This is a genomic window from Blautia sp. MSK17_66 (genome assembly GCF_020538025.1).
In the GTDB taxonomy this organism is placed as follows: Bacteria; Bacillota; Clostridia; order Lachnospirales; family Lachnospiraceae; genus Blautia_A.
On sequence record NZ_JAJBNQ010000003.1, the window covers coordinates 116,559 to 134,207 of the forward strand.

17 protein-coding genes are annotated in these 17,649 nt (G+C 45.9%); 16 read left to right on the forward strand and 1 reads right to left on the reverse strand.

The window, feature by feature from the left end; genetic code table 11:
• The first annotated feature begins 105 nt into the window (after nt 1-105).
• The 16 genes from LIR34_RS02685 to LIR34_RS02760 all read left to right on the forward strand — a co-directional run bounded on the left by LIR34_RS02685 (nt 106) and on the right by LIR34_RS02760 (nt 16,481).
• On the forward strand, nt 106-2,874 hold the full coding sequence (locus LIR34_RS02685; RefSeq protein WP_173901954.1) for an FtsK/SpoIIIE family DNA translocase: 2,769 nt from the start codon (nt 106-108) through the stop codon (nt 2,872-2,874).
• A complete protein-coding gene (rlmH, locus tag LIR34_RS02690) occupies nt 2,874-3,353 on the forward strand; it encodes a 23S rRNA (pseudouridine(1915)-N(3))-methyltransferase RlmH (RefSeq protein WP_161285642.1) in 480 nt (159 codons plus the stop codon). The genes LIR34_RS02685 and rlmH overlap by 1 nt, the downstream gene beginning before the upstream one ends.
• 65 nt (nt 3,354-3,418) lie before the next feature.
• The gene (locus LIR34_RS02695; RefSeq protein ID WP_173901953.1) at nt 3,419-3,745 is read left to right on the forward strand and encodes a cupin domain-containing protein; all 327 of its coding nucleotides are present in this window, start codon (nt 3,419-3,421) and stop codon (nt 3,743-3,745) included.
• A gap of 16 nt (nt 3,746-3,761) precedes the next feature.
• Nucleotides 3,762-4,310, forward strand: a complete 549-nt coding sequence (locus LIR34_RS02700) for a DUF2284 domain-containing protein (protein ID WP_173901952.1) — start codon at nt 3,762-3,764, stop codon at nt 4,308-4,310.
• Nucleotides 4,311-4,413: 103 nt separating this feature from the next.
• The gene (locus LIR34_RS02705) at nt 4,414-4,689 is read left to right on the forward strand and encodes a YabP/YqfC family sporulation protein (RefSeq protein WP_265107698.1); all 276 of its coding nucleotides are present in this window, start codon (nt 4,414-4,416) and stop codon (nt 4,687-4,689) included.
• Between the two features lie 8 nt (nt 4,690-4,697).
• Complete coding sequence (locus LIR34_RS02710) at nt 4,698-5,924, forward strand: sporulation protein YqfD (RefSeq protein WP_173901951.1); 1,227 nt, start codon at nt 4,698-4,700, stop codon at nt 5,922-5,924.
• A complete protein-coding gene (locus LIR34_RS02715; RefSeq protein WP_161285671.1) occupies nt 5,917-6,930 on the forward strand; it encodes a PhoH family protein in 1,014 nt (337 codons plus the stop codon). The genes LIR34_RS02710 and LIR34_RS02715 overlap by 8 nt, the downstream gene beginning before the upstream one ends.
• Nucleotides 6,927-7,421, forward strand: coding sequence for an rRNA maturation RNase YbeY (gene ybeY, locus LIR34_RS02720; protein WP_173901950.1), 495 nt, complete (start codon nt 6,927-6,929; stop codon nt 7,419-7,421). Before LIR34_RS02715 ends, ybeY begins: the two co-directional genes overlap by 4 nt.
• A gap of 62 nt (nt 7,422-7,483) precedes the next feature.
• Nucleotides 7,484-8,338 carry a glutamate 5-kinase gene (proB, locus tag LIR34_RS02725; protein ID WP_173902011.1) on the forward strand — a complete coding sequence of 285 codons (855 nt, stop codon included), beginning with the start codon at nt 7,484-7,486 and terminating at the stop codon, nt 8,336-8,338.
• A gap of 65 nt (nt 8,339-8,403) precedes the next feature.
• Nucleotides 8,404-8,625, forward strand: a complete 222-nt coding sequence (locus tag LIR34_RS02730) for a DUF896 domain-containing protein (protein WP_161285670.1) — start codon at nt 8,404-8,406, stop codon at nt 8,623-8,625.
• Nucleotides 8,603-9,160 (forward strand): 5-formyltetrahydrofolate cyclo-ligase, encoded by a 558-nt coding sequence (locus tag LIR34_RS02735; protein WP_173901949.1) that lies wholly within the window; start codon nt 8,603-8,605, stop codon nt 9,158-9,160. Before LIR34_RS02730 ends, LIR34_RS02735 begins: the two co-directional genes overlap by 23 nt.
• 29 nt (nt 9,161-9,189) lie before the next feature.
• Complete coding sequence (locus tag LIR34_RS02740; protein WP_173901948.1) at nt 9,190-10,440, forward strand: glutamate-5-semialdehyde dehydrogenase; 1,251 nt, start codon at nt 9,190-9,192, stop codon at nt 10,438-10,440.
• A gap of 208 nt (nt 10,441-10,648) precedes the next feature.
• Complete coding sequence (locus LIR34_RS02745) at nt 10,649-12,877, forward strand: hypothetical protein (protein WP_173901947.1); 2,229 nt, start codon at nt 10,649-10,651, stop codon at nt 12,875-12,877.
• Between the two features lie 126 nt (nt 12,878-13,003).
• Nucleotides 13,004-13,900 carry a M14 family zinc carboxypeptidase gene (locus LIR34_RS02750; protein ID WP_173901946.1) on the forward strand — a complete coding sequence of 299 codons (897 nt, stop codon included), beginning with the start codon at nt 13,004-13,006 and terminating at the stop codon, nt 13,898-13,900.
• 188 nt (nt 13,901-14,088) lie between these two features.
• Nucleotides 14,089-15,525, forward strand: a complete 1,437-nt coding sequence (gene miaB / locus LIR34_RS02755; protein WP_173901945.1) for a tRNA (N6-isopentenyl adenosine(37)-C2)-methylthiotransferase MiaB — start codon at nt 14,089-14,091, stop codon at nt 15,523-15,525.
• Nucleotides 15,522-16,481: a tRNA dihydrouridine synthase gene (locus LIR34_RS02760; protein WP_173901944.1), complete on the forward strand. Its 960-nt coding sequence runs from the start codon at nt 15,522-15,524 to the stop codon at nt 16,479-16,481. Before miaB ends, LIR34_RS02760 begins: the two co-directional genes overlap by 4 nt.
• Nucleotides 16,482-16,545: 64 nt before the next feature.
• On the opposite strand, the gene LIR34_RS02765 is transcribed toward LIR34_RS02760, so the two are convergent.
• Nucleotides 16,546-17,106 (reverse strand): hypothetical protein, encoded by a 561-nt coding sequence (locus tag LIR34_RS02765; RefSeq protein ID WP_173901943.1) that lies wholly within the window; start codon nt 17,104-17,106, stop codon nt 16,546-16,548.
• Between the last annotated feature and the right edge of the window lie 543 nt (nt 17,107-17,649).

Here is a 17,649-nt window from a genome sequence, read left to right on the forward strand (position 1 = left end):
TTGGTAACTATTCATAAGGTAGTATCCCGCGAGGCATTTTGACTCGTAACTGTGAAGGTAATGAACAGTTACTTTGACTGAAATTTTAGTAGGAGGGTGCCCTAAATGGCAGCAAAGAAACAGAACAACAGAAGAGGAACCGCCAAGACTACTTCCAAGAAAAAGAACACCAGGAAGAGAACTGCAAAAGACCAGGGAGTTGCCAGTGGATTCCAGACAGAGATTATTTTATGGATTTTCTTTGCCGCTTCAATAATTCTTATCATCAGCAACCTGGGTATGGGAGGAACTGTCGGAGGCAGCATCAGCCAGGCTTCATTCGGGATCATGGGACTTCTGGCCTATCTTTTCCCGGTGCTGCTTTTTGGATGTGCAGTGTTTTTTATATCCAACAGAAAGAATCCGCTTGCATACAAGAAGCTTCTGGCAGGACTGGTATTCTGGATTTTTCTGTGCGGACTGGTCCAGCTTCTGACAGAAGGCTATATGGCGGAGACGACATTTGCTGAATATTACAGGATTTCTTCCAGTTATCATACAGGCGGTGGTGTGATCGGAGGTGCGATCTGCATTTCAACGACGTCTGCCTTTGGTACCGTCGGTGGCTGTGTGATCATTTTACTGGTTCTGCTGATCACACTGATACTGATCACGCAGAAATCTTTTTTTGGTTTTATTTTCCGTGTCTGGGATGCTGTCTGTGCGATGGCCAGAGACAGACATGCACTATATATGGAAGGTCAGCCGGAGCGTGACCTCAAGAAAGAACTCCGCCAGCAGGAGCGCAGGATGCGCAGGGAACAGCGGCGTGCAGAGAGAATGAAAGAGCTGGAGGAGGCACTTGCCGAAGAAGAGGAGACGGAGCCTGAGAAACAGGAATTTCTGGCGGGAACGAAACTGACACCTCCGTCTGCTGAGCGGGAGATGAAACCGGTTCCGGCCGAGGAAGCTGCATCTTCGGAAGAAAGAGTGGAGATGGAAGAGAGCAGTCAGGGACAGGTCGAATTTAAGATACATCGTGCGGAAACACCTGATGTTCCTGTGCAGGAGGAAGAAGAGAAGCCTTCTTTCCCTGTGTTTGCCAGAGCAGAGACTGAAGAAGAGAATCTGCCGCAGGAAGTGGAAGAGATACCTGTAAAGGAAACAAACGAAGCACCAACGGACAGAACAGAAGTGGCACCTGCAGATGATGCGGAGGATGCCTATGAGGACGCGGACTGGCAGGAGCAGTTAAGAAATGAAGTCTGCCCTGAACCAAGAGAAGAAGCACAGACTGCCGGGAAAGAAGCTGAGGAATCATCTCCGGCATCGCAGAAGAAAAATCCGAAATCCTCAAAGGAGGAGATTCAGAGCGGCATCACCAACATTCAGAAGGAGATCACCTCCCAGGCCGAGGAAGTGCCGGTGGAATACCATTATCCGCCGCTTAAGCTCCTTAAACGGGGAGATGGCAGATCCCAGGGAGATTCCGATGAGCATCTTCGCAGGACTGCAAAGAAACTGCAGGAAACCCTGCATAATTTCGGGGTAAATGTCACGATCACAAATGTAAGCTGCGGTCCGACGGTCACCCGTTATGAATTGCAGCCGGAGATGGGTGTTAAGGTAAGTAAGATCGTAAATCTGGCAGATGATATCAAGCTGAATCTGGCAACGCCGGATATTCGTATTGAGGCCCCGATCCCGGGCAAGGCAGCTGTGGGGATCGAAGTTCCGAATAAAGAAAATCATGCGGTCATGCTCAGGGAGATCCTGCAGTCACAGGAATTCCAGACGGCAAAATCAAAGCTGTCCTTTGCCGTAGGTAAGGACATTGCGGGCAAGCCGGTGGTGACAGATATCGCCAAGATGCCGCATCTTCTGATCGCGGGTGCCACGGGCTCCGGTAAGTCGGTGTGCATCAATACTCTGATCATCAGTATTCTCTACAAGGCATCACCGGATGAGGTGAAACTGATCATGATCGACCCCAAGGTGGTCGAGCTGAGTGTCTATAACGGAATCCCGCATCTGTTTATTCCAGTTGTCACAGATCCGAAGAAGGCAGCAGGCGCCTTAAACTGGGCAGTATCTGAGATGATGGGCCGATATAATACATTTGCGGAATACGGAGTCCGGAATCTTGGAGAATATAATCGCAAGATCGCGAAGATGGAGGTTCCGGAGGGAGCGGAACCGAAGAAACCAATGCCTCAGATCGTGATCATCGTCGATGAGCTTGCAGACCTTATGATGGTCGCACCGGGTGAGGTGGAAGATGCAATCTGCCGTCTGGCACAGCTTGCACGTGCGGCGGGAATCCATCTGATCATTGCAACGCAGAGACCTTCTGTCAATGTCATCACAGGTCTTATCAAGGCAAATATGCCTTCCCGAATCGCATTTTCGGTTTCGTCAGGAGTCGATTCCCGGACAATTCTGGATATGAACGGTGCCGAGAAGCTTCTCGGAAAGGGTGATATGCTGTTTTATCCGCAGGGATATCAGAAGCCGGCGAGACTGCAGGGTGCTTTTGTCTCTGATGAGGAGGTAAGTGGCATTGTGGAATTTCTTGCAGATAAGAATCCCAAGGTGAGTTATAACACGCAGATCGAACAGCAGGTAAACACGATCAGCCTGTCGGGAGGTTCTTCCGGCGGCAGTGACGCAAATGACGTATATTTTGTAGATGCAGGTAAATTTATCATTGAGAAGGAGAAAGCTTCGATCGGCATGCTTCAGCGAATGTTCAAGATAGGCTTTAACCGGGCTGCAAGGATCATGGATCAGCTTTCGGATGCCGGAGTGGTCGGGCCGGAGGAAGGCACAAAGCCGCGTAAGGTACTGATGTCAATGGAAGAATTTGAGACTTATATAGAGGAACACAACGTATAATGGAAATCCGAATTTTAACAGTTGGAAAGATCAAAGAAAAATATTTAAATGACGGGATTGCGGAGTATGCAAAGCGTCTTGGACGGTACTGTAAGCTTACATTCTGTCAGGTACCGGACGAAAAGACACCGGATAAAGCTTCTGATGCACTGAACGAGCAGATCAAGGCAACGGAAGCTGAGCGGCTGATGAAACACATACGCGATCAGGATTATGTGATCGCACTTGCAATTGATGGCAAGATGCTGGATTCTGTGCAGCTGTCACAAAAGATCGGTCAGCTTGGCGTGGAAGGAAAGAGTTCGATCGCTTTTGTGATCGGAGGTTCTCTTGGACTTGGGGATCAGGTGCTCAGACGTGCTGATTTTAAGCTGAGCTTTTCAAAGATGACTTTTCCGCATCAGTTAATGCAGATGATACTCCTGGAACAGATCTACCGGGGATACCGGATTCTGAACCACGAGCCTTATCATAAATAATCTGTAACTGTTCAGTACTATCACAGTTACGGATCAAAATTCTATCTACAAGAGGAGGAAACATTATGACAGCAGAACGCGTAGAAAACATGGCAGGCGGTACAGGACATGTGCTGATCAAACGTCTTCTGGACGAGAAACAGTTAAACGGTAAATGCAAAATGTATGCAGAGGTTACGCTGGAACCGGGATGTTCTCTTGGATATCATGAGCATCATAACGAAAGCGAGACTTATTATATCCTTTCTGGTAAGGGAATTTACAGTGATAATGGAACTCTCCGCATGGTAAGTGCCGGAGACGTTACCTTTACACCGGACGGCAAAGGCCACGGACTGACAAACAGCGGCGATGAAGACCTTGTTTTCATGGCACTGATCATTCTGGATTAACAGGAGGAGATGTCCGATGGCGGCAGAATTAAATACTGAGAAATTTGAAGATTTTATAGCAGAATATCCGATTTATGAATATCGCCTTCTGGACACCAAAGAACTGTCTGTGGCAGAGCGGGTGAGGATCGTCTGCAAGCAGGAGTGTGAACGATATGGGACAACCTGGGCCTGTCCGCCTGCGGTTGGTACACTCAAAGAGTGCGAGGCCCGCATCCACAGTTATGACCGGGCCGTCTTTTTTTCCAGTGTTGCGGAAGTTTCTGATCTTATGAATATGGAAGAAATGCTTGCGACAAGGGATGCTCATGAAGAACTGACTACGAAGGTTGCTGAATATCTGAAGGGAGAAGGCTTTTGTACCTTCACGCTTTCAACCGAATCCTGCGACATCTGTAAGGAATGTGCCTATCTGAAGGGAGAACCCTGCAGACATCCTGAGCGGATGCATCCCTGCCTGGAAAGCCATGGCGTCGTGGTGAGTGAGATCGTAGAGCAGAAGCAGATGGAATATAATCTGGGAGGCAATACAATTCTGTGGTTTTCCATGGTTTTGTTCCGCTAACCTGCATAAAGTTAAGATAACTGTTCAGTATCCTCACAGTTACAAGTTAAGATTCTAAACAGAAATCTCCGGCATATATTTAAAAGAAAAGCCGGAGATTTTTGTGAAAAAGAAACATCAGTGGAAGGAAAATCTGGCAGAGGCGCTGGAGGTTCCGAGGGATCTGGCTTTGAAGGAATCTGTATTTACTGTCACCGGGAACAGCCGGATAAGAATAGAAAATTATCGCTGTATTCTTCGTTATGAGACACAGGAGCTGGTGATTCTGACGTTTTCGGGGAAACTGATCATTCATGGGAAATCACTTCGGATCCTGTGCTACACACCGGAAGAAATGCAGATTCAGGGAAGTTTATCAGAAATAATCCTGGAACAGTAGAGGTGTTTATGGAAAAACTGATCTATTTTTGGAAGGGTTATATCAAGATCCGGATACGGGGAGAACAGACGGAGCGTTTCCTGAATCTCTGCAAGGGAAGAAACATCTGCGTCAGAAAGCTTTTGCGTCATCCTGACGGAGAGCTTACCGGGATCATTGCAATCAGAGATTTCTTCCTTCTTGGACCGCTTCATCGTAAGACCCGGGTCAGAATACATATTGTCGAAAAACATGGAATGCCCTTCTTTTTTTACAGAAGTAAAAAGAGAAAGGCTTTTTTTCTTGGTATTTTACTGTGGATCGGTCTTTTTATTTTTTTATCGGGGCATATCTGGAATATTCATGTCGAGGGAAACCGCCGATGCAGTACACAGGAAATCCTGGATTTTCTGGAAGAGCAGGGAGTCGTGCATGGTATTTCAAGGAAAAAAGTAAACTGTGGCAGGCTTGCCGAGGCACTGAGGGAAGAATATCCGGAGATGACCTGGGTTTCGGTAAAGATGGAGGGAACCAGCCTGAGTCTGGAGATCCGGGAGGGGATCCTGAGTGAAAAGAAGGAAGAGAGTACGCAGAACGCCTTCAGCCTGGCAGCGGAAAAAAACGGAAAGATCGTAAAGATGATCACTCGTGCAGGTGTACCGCTTCTTCATGTGGGAGAGGTATGCAAAAAAGGGGATATCCTGGTATCAGGTGAGCTGGAATTAAAAAACGACAGCCAGGAGGTTTATCAGTATCAGTATGTAAAGGCAGATGCGGATATCTATATTCAATATAAGCAGGCATATTATCATGAAGTACCGCTTGCATACCAAGCAGAGGTTTTTACCGGAAAAGAGAAAAGAGGCGTCTTTTTTCGGCTGGGAAACTGGTGTCTGGCCTTTGGAGAGAAGGCAGAAAAAGGGTTTGAGCGTTCCATAGAATATCACCCGTTTCAGGTGACGGAGAGCTTTTTTCTGCCGCTTTCTTATGGAAAAATTATCCGGAAAGAATATAAAAAAACTGCCAGAAAGTACACGGAACAGGAAGCAAAGCTTCTTTCCTGGGAGATTTTACAGGCTTATGAGAAAAAATTAATGGAAAAAGGGGTTCAAATATCTGCAAATAATGTTAAAATAGAGGTTGACCATGAGACCTGCATCAGTAAAGGGTCTTTGGAAATTATAGAAAAAACCGGAAGGGAGGTTCCCATTGAGAGAAGGGAGCAGCCCGAAGAAAGGACAACAGAGAATGACTGACAGCATTATTGAGTTACACACTCAGGTACCCGCAGATCTGGAAGGAAATGTATTCGGCCAGTTTGACGAACATCTGAAGCTGATCGAGCGTACATTGAATGTGACACTGATATCCAGAGACGGAATGCTCAAGATTCTGGGTACAGATGGAAGCGCAACTCAGGCGAAGAAGCTGATAGAGGAACTGGTAACGCTTGCGGGCAGGGGAAACACCATCACCCGGCAGAATGTGACATATGCATTATCCCTTGCGATGGAAGCGAGAAATCAGGTACTTACAGAGATAGATAAGGATTTTATCTGCAACACGATCCAGGGACGTCCGATCAAACCCAAGACACTGGGTCAGAAGGAATATGTTGAGCAGATCCGTAAGAAGATGATCGTATTTGGAATCGGACCGGCGGGAACCGGTAAGACGTATCTGGCGATGGCAATGGCGGTAACAGCCTTCCGCAATGAGGAGGTCAGCCGGATCATTCTGACCAGACCGGCGATCGAGGCAGGGGAGAAGCTTGGATTTCTTCCGGGAGATCTTCAGAGCAAGGTAGATCCATATCTTCGTCCCTTGTATGATGCTCTGTATCAGATCATGGGAGCCGACAGCTTTGCAAAAAACATGGAGCGCGGGCTGATCGAGGTTGCACCGCTTGCTTATATGAGAGGACGTACACTGGATAATGCGTTTATTATTCTGGATGAGGCACAGAATACAACACCGGCACAGATGAAAATGTTCCTGACCCGTATCGGTTTTGGTTCCAAGGTAGTCGTAACCGGTGATGCCTCTCAGAAGGACCTGCCAAGGGATGCTGTGTCCGGACTTGATGTTGCGGCCAAGGTACTTAAGAAAATAGATGATATAGGATTTTGTCAGCTTACCAGTAAGGATGTTGTCCGTCATCCGCTGGTACAGCAGATCGTACAGGCCTACGATGATTACGAAAAGAAGCAGAAGCCGGTAAGACGAAGTACGGCGAGACGCAGTGAGGAGAAGAAAAAATGACCATTCAGATTGAGTATGAAACAGAACGAAAACTGGAAATACCCTATGAGAAACTTGCAGAAAAAATAGCTTCCCACATTCTGGAGCTGGAGGAATGCCCGTATGAGATCAGCGTGAACCTGGTCATTACAGATAACGAAGAGATCCGCAAAGTAAATGCAGAATTCCGCCTGATCGATTCGCCGACAGATGTGCTCTCTTTCCCGATGATCCCGTTTGAGAAGCCGGCAGATTATTCGGTGATCGATGATCAGGATGAATATTTTGATCTGGATACCGATGAACTGCTCCTTGGAGATGTGATGATCTCTGTAGACAGAGTTTATTCTCAGGCACAGGAATATGGACACAGCATCGAACGTGAATTCAGTTTCCTGTTTGCACACAGCATGCTCCATCTTCTCGGATACGATCATATGACACCCGAGGAGGCTGCCGTAATGGAGCAGAAACAGGCCAAAGCACTGGATGATCTCGGGATCACCAGATAATCTGTCTTTCTCAGGAAGCCGAAGGATACGACAATAAATTATACTTGGAGAGATACGAAACAATGAATTACCGTGAGATGTTAAAGGATAAAAAACGTATTGTGGTGAAGGTGGGTTCCTCTTCTCTGATCCACAAAGAGACAAACAAACTGGATCTGCGTAAGCTTGAAGTGCTGGTTCGTGAATTAAGTGATCTTCATAATCAGGGCAAGGATGTAGTACTGGTAACTTCAGGAGCCGTGGCAGTAGGAGCTTCCGCACTTGGATTTCATGGAAAGCCGGCAGAACTTAAACAGAAACAGGCATGTTCGGCTGTTGGACAGGCAAAGCTTATGATGATCTACCAGAAGCTGTTTGCAGAATATAATCAGGTGGCAGCACAGATACTGATGACCAAGAGTACCATGGTCAACAATCTGAACCGCAGGAATGCCAGAAATACCTTCGAAGAGCTTTTGAACGTCGGAGCGATCCCGATCGTAAACGAGAACGACTCTGTTTCCAGCTATGAGTTGGAGATGATGGAGTCCTTTGGCGACAATGATACCCTGTCAGCCGTGATCACAGGCCTGATCGGCGCAGACCTTCTGATTCTGCTCTCCGATATTGACGGACTGTTTACAGATGATCCGAACAGCAATCCGGATGCAGAATTTATTCATGTGGTAGAGAAGCTGGATGAGAAACTTCTGAGCATGGGCAAAGGACCGAAGAGTAAAGTCGGAACAGGGGGAATGGCAACGAAGCTTACAGCTGCCGAGATCGCGACGGCAGCAGGCGCGGACATGGTCATTGCAAATGGCGCGGATTTCCACATCATCCACAAGATCGTGGAGGGCCGTGACTATGGAACTCTGTTTGTCAGTGATAAGAAGGAAGAATTTTTCCTGATCGACTACATCGAAAAATTACTGTAACTATTCAGAACTGCGAGGGTAATGAACAGTTACAGATTACTTTAAAAGGAGATACCACAATGGGAATGGATAATACAAAAATAGACCGCATCAATACTCTGGCACACAAGGCCAAGAGTGTAGGACTTACAGAAGAAGAAAAGGCTGAGCAGGCAGAACTGCGTAAGGAATATATTGCAGCGGTCAAAGGTAATCTGAAGGCACAGCTCAATAACATCAGCATTAAGGAATCCGATGGATCTGTCACAAACTTAGGTGAAAAATATGGAAACAAAAAAACTCATTAGAAAGCAGATTTTTAAGCTTCGAAAAGAATGTACCGATGAACAGGTGGAAACCTGGAGCCGTGAGATCGCAGCCAGAATGGCCGCACTCCCTGAATTTCGAAATGCACAGAGGATCCTTGCCTATGCGGATTACAATCATGAGGTTATGACTGGTTTTATGATCGAAGAAGCATGGAAGCAGGGAAAGGAAGTAGCGGTTCCGAAGGTTGTCGGACAGGATATGGTATTTTATAAGCTGACGGATTTTGCACAGCTTGAGAAGGGATACTTCGGGATCCCGGAACCTGCACACGGTGAGATCGTTCAGTGGGAGGATGCCATGATGATCATGCCGGGAGTGGCATTTGATCCGCAGAACCACAGGGTAGGCTATGGAGGCGGCTTTTATGACCGTTTTCTTGAGAAGCATCCGATGATAAAGAGGGTGGCTGTGGCTTTTGAATTCCAGATTCTGCCCTCTGTTCCGACAGAACCGACGGATATTTCTCCAGAGCTTATCGTTACCGAAAATACAATCTATTCACTTACAAAATAAAAGACATATTTCCGAAGGAGGTTTTGGCCATGAATGAAAGGTTACTGCAGCTTGGAAAAAACGCCAAAAAAGCTGAGACAGAGCTTCGAAACATAACAACAAACAAGAAGAATGAGGTCCTTGAGGCTGTGGCAGAGCATCTTGTAGAGTGTACCGAACAGCTGCTTAAAGCCAATGCAGTCGATGTCGCACACGGACGAGAGAATCAGATGCCGGAAGGTCTGGTGGATCGTCTTCTCCTCACAAAGGAAAGAATCGAGGGAATGGCAGAGGGACTTCGCCAGCTCGTTTCCCTGGAGGATCCGATCGGTGAGGTAACAGGAATGAAAAAACGCCCGAACGGTCTTCTGATCGGGCAGAAAAGAGTTCCGCTTGGTGTTGTTGGAATCATCTATGAGGCACGTCCGAATGTTACGGCAGATGCGTTTGGTCTTTGTTTCAAGACAGGAAATGTTGTAATTCTCAAAGGCGGCAGTGACGCAATTCATTCAAATGAGGCAATCGTGGACTGCATCAGAGAAACCTTACGTTCTCATGGAGTGACAGAAGATGCCATCCAGCTTATTGAGGATACCTCCCGTGAAACGGCAGCAGAATTCATGAAAATGAATGAATATGTCGATGTTCTGATCCCGAGAGGCGGAAGAGGGCTTATCAAGGCAGTGGTAAACCAGAGCACCATCCCGGTGATCGAGACCGGAACCGGAAACTGCCACATTTATGTAGATGAGAGTGCAGATCTTACGATGGCTGTAAATATCATCATGAATGCCAAGACGCAGAGAGTAGGTGTATGCAATGCCTGTGAATCTCTTCTGGTTCATGAAAATGTGAAAGAAAAACTTCTTCCGGTTCTTGCAGAGAAGCTGAAAGAAAAGCATGTCGAAATGCGTGCCGATAAGGAATCAAAAGAACTGATGCCGGGTGCGGTTTCTGCGACAGAGGAAGACTGGGGAACGGAATATCTGGATTACATTCTTTCGATCAAGGTTGTGCATAATGTAGAGGAAGCAATCGCACATATCAATCAATATAACACAGGCCATTCTGAGGCAATCATCACAGAGAATTACACGAATGCACAGAAATTCCTGGATGAGGTAGATGCGGCAGCAGTATATGTAAACGCTTCTACCAGATTCACAGACGGATTTGAATTTGGTTATGGAGCTGAGATCGGGATCAGTACACAGAAACTTCATGCGAGAGGTCCTATGGGTCTCCTTGCTTTGACAACAACCAAATACATTATCTATGGAAACGGCCAGATTCGACAGTAAAGGCAAAAAAGGTCGAACGATAATGACCGGAAACAGGCATCGTTGATTTGACATTTCACAGAGGCGTGTGTATAATGAAATACAGTTTATTATTACAAACTTTAACTGAAAAGAAGCGTTTTGACGATGCTGCATATTTATTTACAATCGACAATACGAAGTTTACATATTTGTGATTGTGAAATGAAGACACATGGGAGGATTTAAATTGAGACGTAAACAGTTATATGCAATGATCCTGGCCGGAGCACTTGCAGCCGGAGGAGTACCGGTTACTGCAATGGCGGCAGATACTGCGGCAGAAGAAGCAGGAGATCTTGGAGCTGGTGAGAATACAGAGGAATCTGCGGCAGAAGAACAGCCAGCAGAGGAGAATAAAGAACCGACTGAGGCACCTGCAGAGCAGCCGGCGGAAGCACCAGCTGAGTCCAATCCTGCAGAAGCACCGGCCGAGCCTGCACAGGAAGAGAAGAAGAAAACAGAGACCCCGGCTGAGACAACGGAGGAGAACAAAGAACCGACTGAAGCACCGGCTGAGGAGCAGACCGACACCGGAATTGCGATCAATGAAGTTGATGCAGATGGAAATGTCACACCGAAATACTATAACAGCCTTCAGGAGGCGATAGATGCAGCAGAGGCCGCAACAGCGGAGTCATCTGCTACAGTGATCGAAGTTTCCAAGCCGATCGCCTTATCATCCACAGTTACCGTATCTGGCAAGAAAATCTCCATCTGTGCAGTTGGAGATATCTCCATTGCCCGAGAGACAGATTCCTTTACCGGAGATATGTTTAAGGTATTCGGCGAGAACAGCTCCCTGTCATTTGAAACAAAGGATGGAGGCAGCCTGACAGTCAGCGGTGCATTTACGGAGGCAGCGGTGACAGCAGATGGCTCTATCGTCAACGTGAGTGACAGTGGAAGCTTTGGATTATTTTCCAATGTAGAGCTCAGCGGAAACACCAGCAGTGCAGACGGTGCGGCTGTCAACTGTACAGGCGGACAGATTGTTCTGGCAGGCGGCACGATCACCGGAAACACCGGTGCCAAGGGTGCTGTCTACAGTGATTCAGCTGTTTGCGTTCAGGGAACTGTCACAGTGAAGGATAATAAGATCGGTGATGCACAGGCAAATGTATATCTGGATGGGACAGCGGAGTTTGTTATCACAGATGAACTTACTGGTTCTAATATTTCTTTCACCCATGCCAGCGCGGCAGAGGGGACAGAGGTACTTGCCGTGGCAGAGAATGTGACAGTTGCAGATTTTAAAGCTGTGACAGGACAATTCAGTTATGAGACAGAGGAATATATATTGAATCCAGATACAGAGACAAACAAAGCAACACTTAAAAAGAAAGCAACAGAGCCGTCCGTGAGTCCATCCGTGAGCCCGTCGGTAAGTCCGTCTGTTAAGCCGACTACGACAGCAAAACCGACAACGAAGCCGACAGTGACCCCAACCAAGACACCTTCTTTCTTGAAGTATAAGAGCGGTTCACTGAAATGGACAGATCATACAACAGTTTCTCTGCAGATGTCTACCACACAGCACTGTAAATGGTATTACTTCTTTGTAGACGCAGGCACTGATACAAAGGTGATCCAGAACATGTATGATGCAAGTCGTGCCACAAACGTAGCGAAAGCAAACACAAGTTTTACCGTTAAGGCAGAGAATGTTCCGGAGGCAGATACCTGGCTGGTTGTCTGTGCGAAACCTGATTCCGGCAAGGCCAAGATGAGCATTTTTAAATTAAATACCGCATCCTTTAAGAAGAAACGTCCGGCCGCGGCAACTACATCTACTCGTCCGGCACGTACCTATGCGGTTACTCAGAGTACGATCACAGGTCTGGAGAATCCACTGAAATTCACTCCTGGCACCTTCTATGAATTCAGCGTAACAGGTGCAGGACAGAATGACGAGAAGCCATATGTTTCCGGGGATGAGAGATGGATTCCGATGTACTGGAGTCTTTCAGAGAATCCTACGAAATCAGGTGAAAAGAATACCACATTCAGGATCGGTTCCCCGAAGGGCATTGCAGATGCCAAGACTTACAACATCTATGTATTCTTCAAGAAACAGATTTACAATGGATCAGAATGGCAGGATACAGATGTGATCGAGTCTGTGAAGACACAGTTCAGTTCACAGAAGCTTTCTCCGGAGGATCTTACAGTAACTCCGACCGGAGCTGCAGGCGATAATGGTTCTGGTGGAGGCGGAGACGGAAGCGGCAGTGGTAATGAGACAGATGCCGAGCTGACTGCAACGGAAGCAGCATCAGAGAAGGATGGCGGCTCCAGTTCCAAGTCCGCGGTTTCTACTCTCGATGAATCTCCGATCGGAGCCATGGTGGCACTGGCAGCACTCTCACTGCTGGCAGGAGGCTATATCCTGATCCGTAAACGTAAAAAAGATATCTGATAATGTACAAAACTGAATATTTTTTTGGAGGCAGGTTCTTTTGACCTGCCTCTTTTCATATATTAATACAGGGCAGATACATGATTCTGGATAAAGTTTTTTTACAAGAAATGGAGGGAAAAGATTATGCCAGATACACGTTCCTGTACATATGAAGATCTTTATTATGAAATGTGGGAGATGTCTCAGCGTTACCGCCAGATCGCACAGTTTCGGATCATCGGAAAGAGTCACGATGAAAGAATGATCCCCATGATAGAACTTGGAAAAGGAAATAGCTGTATTTTTTGTCTTTCGGGGCTTACCGGCCCGGACAGGCAGACACCGAAGTTTCTGATTCGGATGATCCAGGAATATACCAAAGCCTGGGAAAGCGGATGGAAGATAGAAGAAATCTACGATGTCAGGGAGGCTTTGGATAAGTGGAGACTGTGTTTCATCCCTCTTCTGAATCCGGATGGGTATGAGATTTATGAAAGGGATTTTCAGGCGATCCGCAATCCGATCTATCGGCAGATGCTTCGAATGCAGGAAATTCCGGCGAAAGAATATACGGGAAATGGACGAGGGATAGATTTACGCAAAAATTTTCCAACGCAGTACTATCAGCGCAGACAGGTCATGCAGCAGCCTGCAAGTGAAAATGAAACAAAGGCACTGATCCGTATCTTTCAGGAATATCCAAGCAGCGGACTTCTGTCATTTAATCATTTCAGGAATCGCATTCTGTACTTTAAACAGTCCCGATCCTTTGCCGCGAACCAGAAAAGCTATCGTCTGGCCAGACATCTGCAGAAATGCAGCAGCTACTATATGGACAATCTGCCGGCGGGACAGGGAGATTTTTCTGTTGCCGGTCGTCCGGGAAGTGGTTCACCGGAGCAGTTTTATGCAGAAATCTGTCACAAACCATCGTTTCGTATCGAAACACTGAGAGAAGAAAGCGAGGATAAGGAAGAACAGAGACAGAACGAGTACCGGAAGATCCATACGCTTCCGCTTGAGTACCTGTTTTCTCTTTGATATAACGCTTGCACATATTCCGATTTTTTTGTAAAATACAGATAACTGTTCAGTATCTTCACAGTTATAAGGAAAAATGCCACCTTCTGAATAGTTACGAACAGTTTTAACAAGAATTGCAGATGCATAAACAGAATACATTCAGGTCGAACCGGTGTAAGACCTGTATATGGATAAGGAGTTATCAAATGACAAAAGAATCACAGAAAACAAATACAATGACTGCCGAAGAAACTGCACGCCAGAATTCTTTTATCGAACTGGCACAGACTCTTAGTGCACAGAAATCCAACACACTTGGACGCCCTCTTACTTATTGTCTGACCACCTTCGGATGTCAGATGAACGAGAAACAGTCTGAGGTTGTGGCCGGTATCATGGACGAGATCGGATATCACAGACAGGATAGCGAGGATGCCGATGTGGTGATCTACAATACCTGTACGGTACGTGAGAATGCAAACCTTAAGGTTTATGGAAGACTCGGACATCTTCACAGCCTGAAGGACAAGAACCCGGATATGCAGATTGTGCTTTTTGGCTGCATGATGCAGGAGCCACATGTTGTGGAGAAGATCAGGAAGACCTATCCATTTGTAAACCTTGTTTTTGGTACGCACAACATTTTTAAATTTGCTGAGCTCTTTTATGAGATGCAGCAGTCTGAACAGCAGATTGTAGATATCTGGGAGGGAACAGACCAGATCGTGGAAGACCTTCCTACAGAACGAAATTATACCTTTAAATCCGGTGTTAATATCATGTTTGGATGCAACAACTTCTGCAGCTACTGTATTGTGCCGTATGTCCGCGGACGTGAACGAAGCCGCGAGCCGGAGGCTATCATTAAAGAAGTAAAGCGTCTGGCAGCAGATGGTGTCTCTGAGGTTATGCTCCTTGGTCAGAACGTAAACTCTTATGGAAAGACTCTGGAAAATCCGGTTACATTTGCACAGCTTCTGGAAATGCTGGAGGATATTGAAGGTCTTAAGAGAATCCGCTTTATGACCTCTCATCCGAAGGATCTCTCCGATGAGCTGATTGAAACCATGGCTAAGAGCAAAAAAATCTGTCATCACCTTCATCTTCCGCTCCAGTCCGGCAGCAGCCGTGTTCTGAAGGTAATGAACCGCCGCTATGACAAAGAGAAGTATCTGGATCTGGTAGAGCGGATCCGCACAGCAATCCCGGATATCTCTCTGACTACGGATATCATTGTCGGTTTCCCTGGTGAAACAGAAGAAGATTTCCAGGAAACTCTGGACGTTGTCGCAAAATGTGGATATGACACAGCCTTTACCTTCCTGTATTCCAAACGAAGTGATACACCGGCGGCAGCTATGGAGAATCAGGTACCGCAGGACGTGGCAAAAGAAAGATTTAACCGTCTTCTGGCACTGGTACAGAACGAAGGACGCAAACGTTCCTCCAGATTCGAGGGAAGTGTGCAGGAAGTCCTTGTAGAAGAAGAAAGTAAGGAAAAGGGAATTTTCACCGGAAGAACCCAGTATAATCTTCTGGTACATTTTGCAGGAAATGAATCCCTTCTTGGCAAATATGTCAAAGTACATCTTGATGAATGCAAAGGTTTCTATTATCTGGGAACCCTGGAAGAGAACGAATGAAGATTTATCTTGCCCCGTTAGAGGGGATTACAAATTATGTATATCGAAAGGCTCTTTTTACCTGCTTCGATGGCTTTGACAAATATTTCATTCCATTTATCCGTGCGAAACAGAATCTGAACTTAAGCGGGAGAGAAAAGAAAGACCTGCTGCCGGAGAATAATAAGGGAATGTATGCTGTTCCGCAGATCCTTACAAGAAAGGCAGAGGATTTTATCCGCACAGTGGAGCTTCTTAAGGGATATGGTTACAGGGAAGTCAATCTGAACTTAGGGTGTCCATCGAAAACGGTTGTGACCAAGGGCTGCGGCGCGGGCTTTCTCGAAGATCCAGAAGAACTGGAACGATTCCTGGATACTGTTTTTGAGAAGTGCGATATGAAGATTTCGGTAAAAACCCGCCTGGGAATGGAGGATGCCTCGGAATTTTCTGAACTGATGAAAGTATATAATAAGTTTCCGCTGGAAGAACTGATCATCCATCCAAGGATACAGAAGGATTTTTACAAAAACACGCCAAATCTTTCTGCCTTTGCAGAAGCCTTTGTCCAAAGCAGAAATCCGGTCTGTTATAATGGGGATATTTTTTGTGTAGAAGATTATCGGAGAATCCGTGAGAAATTCCCGGAGCTGGGAGCTGTTATGACAGGCCGGGGAGTGCTGGCAGATCCGGCTCTTGCAAGAGAACTTCGTGGTGGAGAAAAACTTACGAAGTCAGAATTTCGGAAATTTCACGATCTGGTATATCATACTTACCGCGAGGAGGTTTCCGGAGACCGGAACGTGCTCTTCAAGATGAAAGAACTCTGGTTTTATATGGCACCACTGTTTTCGGACAACAAGAAATATCTCAAAAAGATCAAAAAGAGCGAGAAATGCGTGGTATATGAAAGTGCCGTGATGGAACTGTTTGGCAGTGACAGTGCGGTGTTTGATCCAGAAAATTTAATAAGATAAAGAAATGGCAGATATGTTTCTCTTTATAGAAATCATATCTGCCATTTTTACGTCTGCGGAAAGCTTAATAATAAGTTTCTTCCTGGACCAGATTTTCATTAAAAAGCTCAGAATCGGAATCCGAACCACCGGTATCATAATCAATCTGAGTATCACCGGAAGCATCTCCGGAAGTATCGGTATCCTGCGTGCCATCAGTAGAATCTTCTGTCGGATATGTGATCTGATCGGAAGTATCATAATCACCGGAATCACTGTCCTCGTTGGCATAGTCACCGGAAGCAGTGCTGTCGTAAGACGGATCCGAAGACTGGGAAGTGTCTGTCGTGTCCGGGGCAGGATCCGTAGTGGTGGTATCCTGAGTGCTGTCAGAAGCAGCGGTATCCGAAGAAGTATCGTAGTCATAATTGCTATCCTGGGAATAGATAGTAAATCCGGCATCCTCGGCGTCAGACTCTGCTTGTGCCTGTGCCTCGGCAGCAGTTTCCGGCGCCTCCTTAAATGTACTGGTGCTGCGTGCCTTAAGGATACTGACATCCTTGGGGACGGCTGCGTAGATCAGAACCATCACACAGCAGAAGCATGCCGCCATGACCCCGATCCTTATCTCGTCTTTGTATCTCATAATCACTCATTCCTTCTTCATATCTGTTTTTCATAAGTATACCATGAAATCATAAAGTTTTGTAATAAAAATTATTCGGTTTTTGGTTTTGTGTGAGTATAGTCTATATCTTCAGGTTATTTTTTTCAATTTCTGGTTGCACTTCAAACACAGACTTGCTGCCATGAATGGGAAGGGCAGGTCAGATGCTTTTTTACGTCATATCATTACGTGTGGAATGCCTCAATTTTATTGTACTAATAAAATAAATAAGATCCGCTTTAAGATAAAGAGGTAAGTAATCAATGGCAATGTCACCGAAAATTTGCAATTATCTATTTTGGGACAGTAAATGATTAAAATTAATATGGACCATTGGAAAAAATCTTTTATGATGTAAGCAAGGAGATACTGTTTATATTATAAAAGATTTTTACGTATTAGAACCTAAAGTGGATATTCACAAAATCTATAGGTAATTGGATGTTGTTGAAAATGCAGATTTAGAGTATAATAATATATAGCCGAAGAATAGTTTTAAAAGTGCTGTAGAAAAGGAGAAAG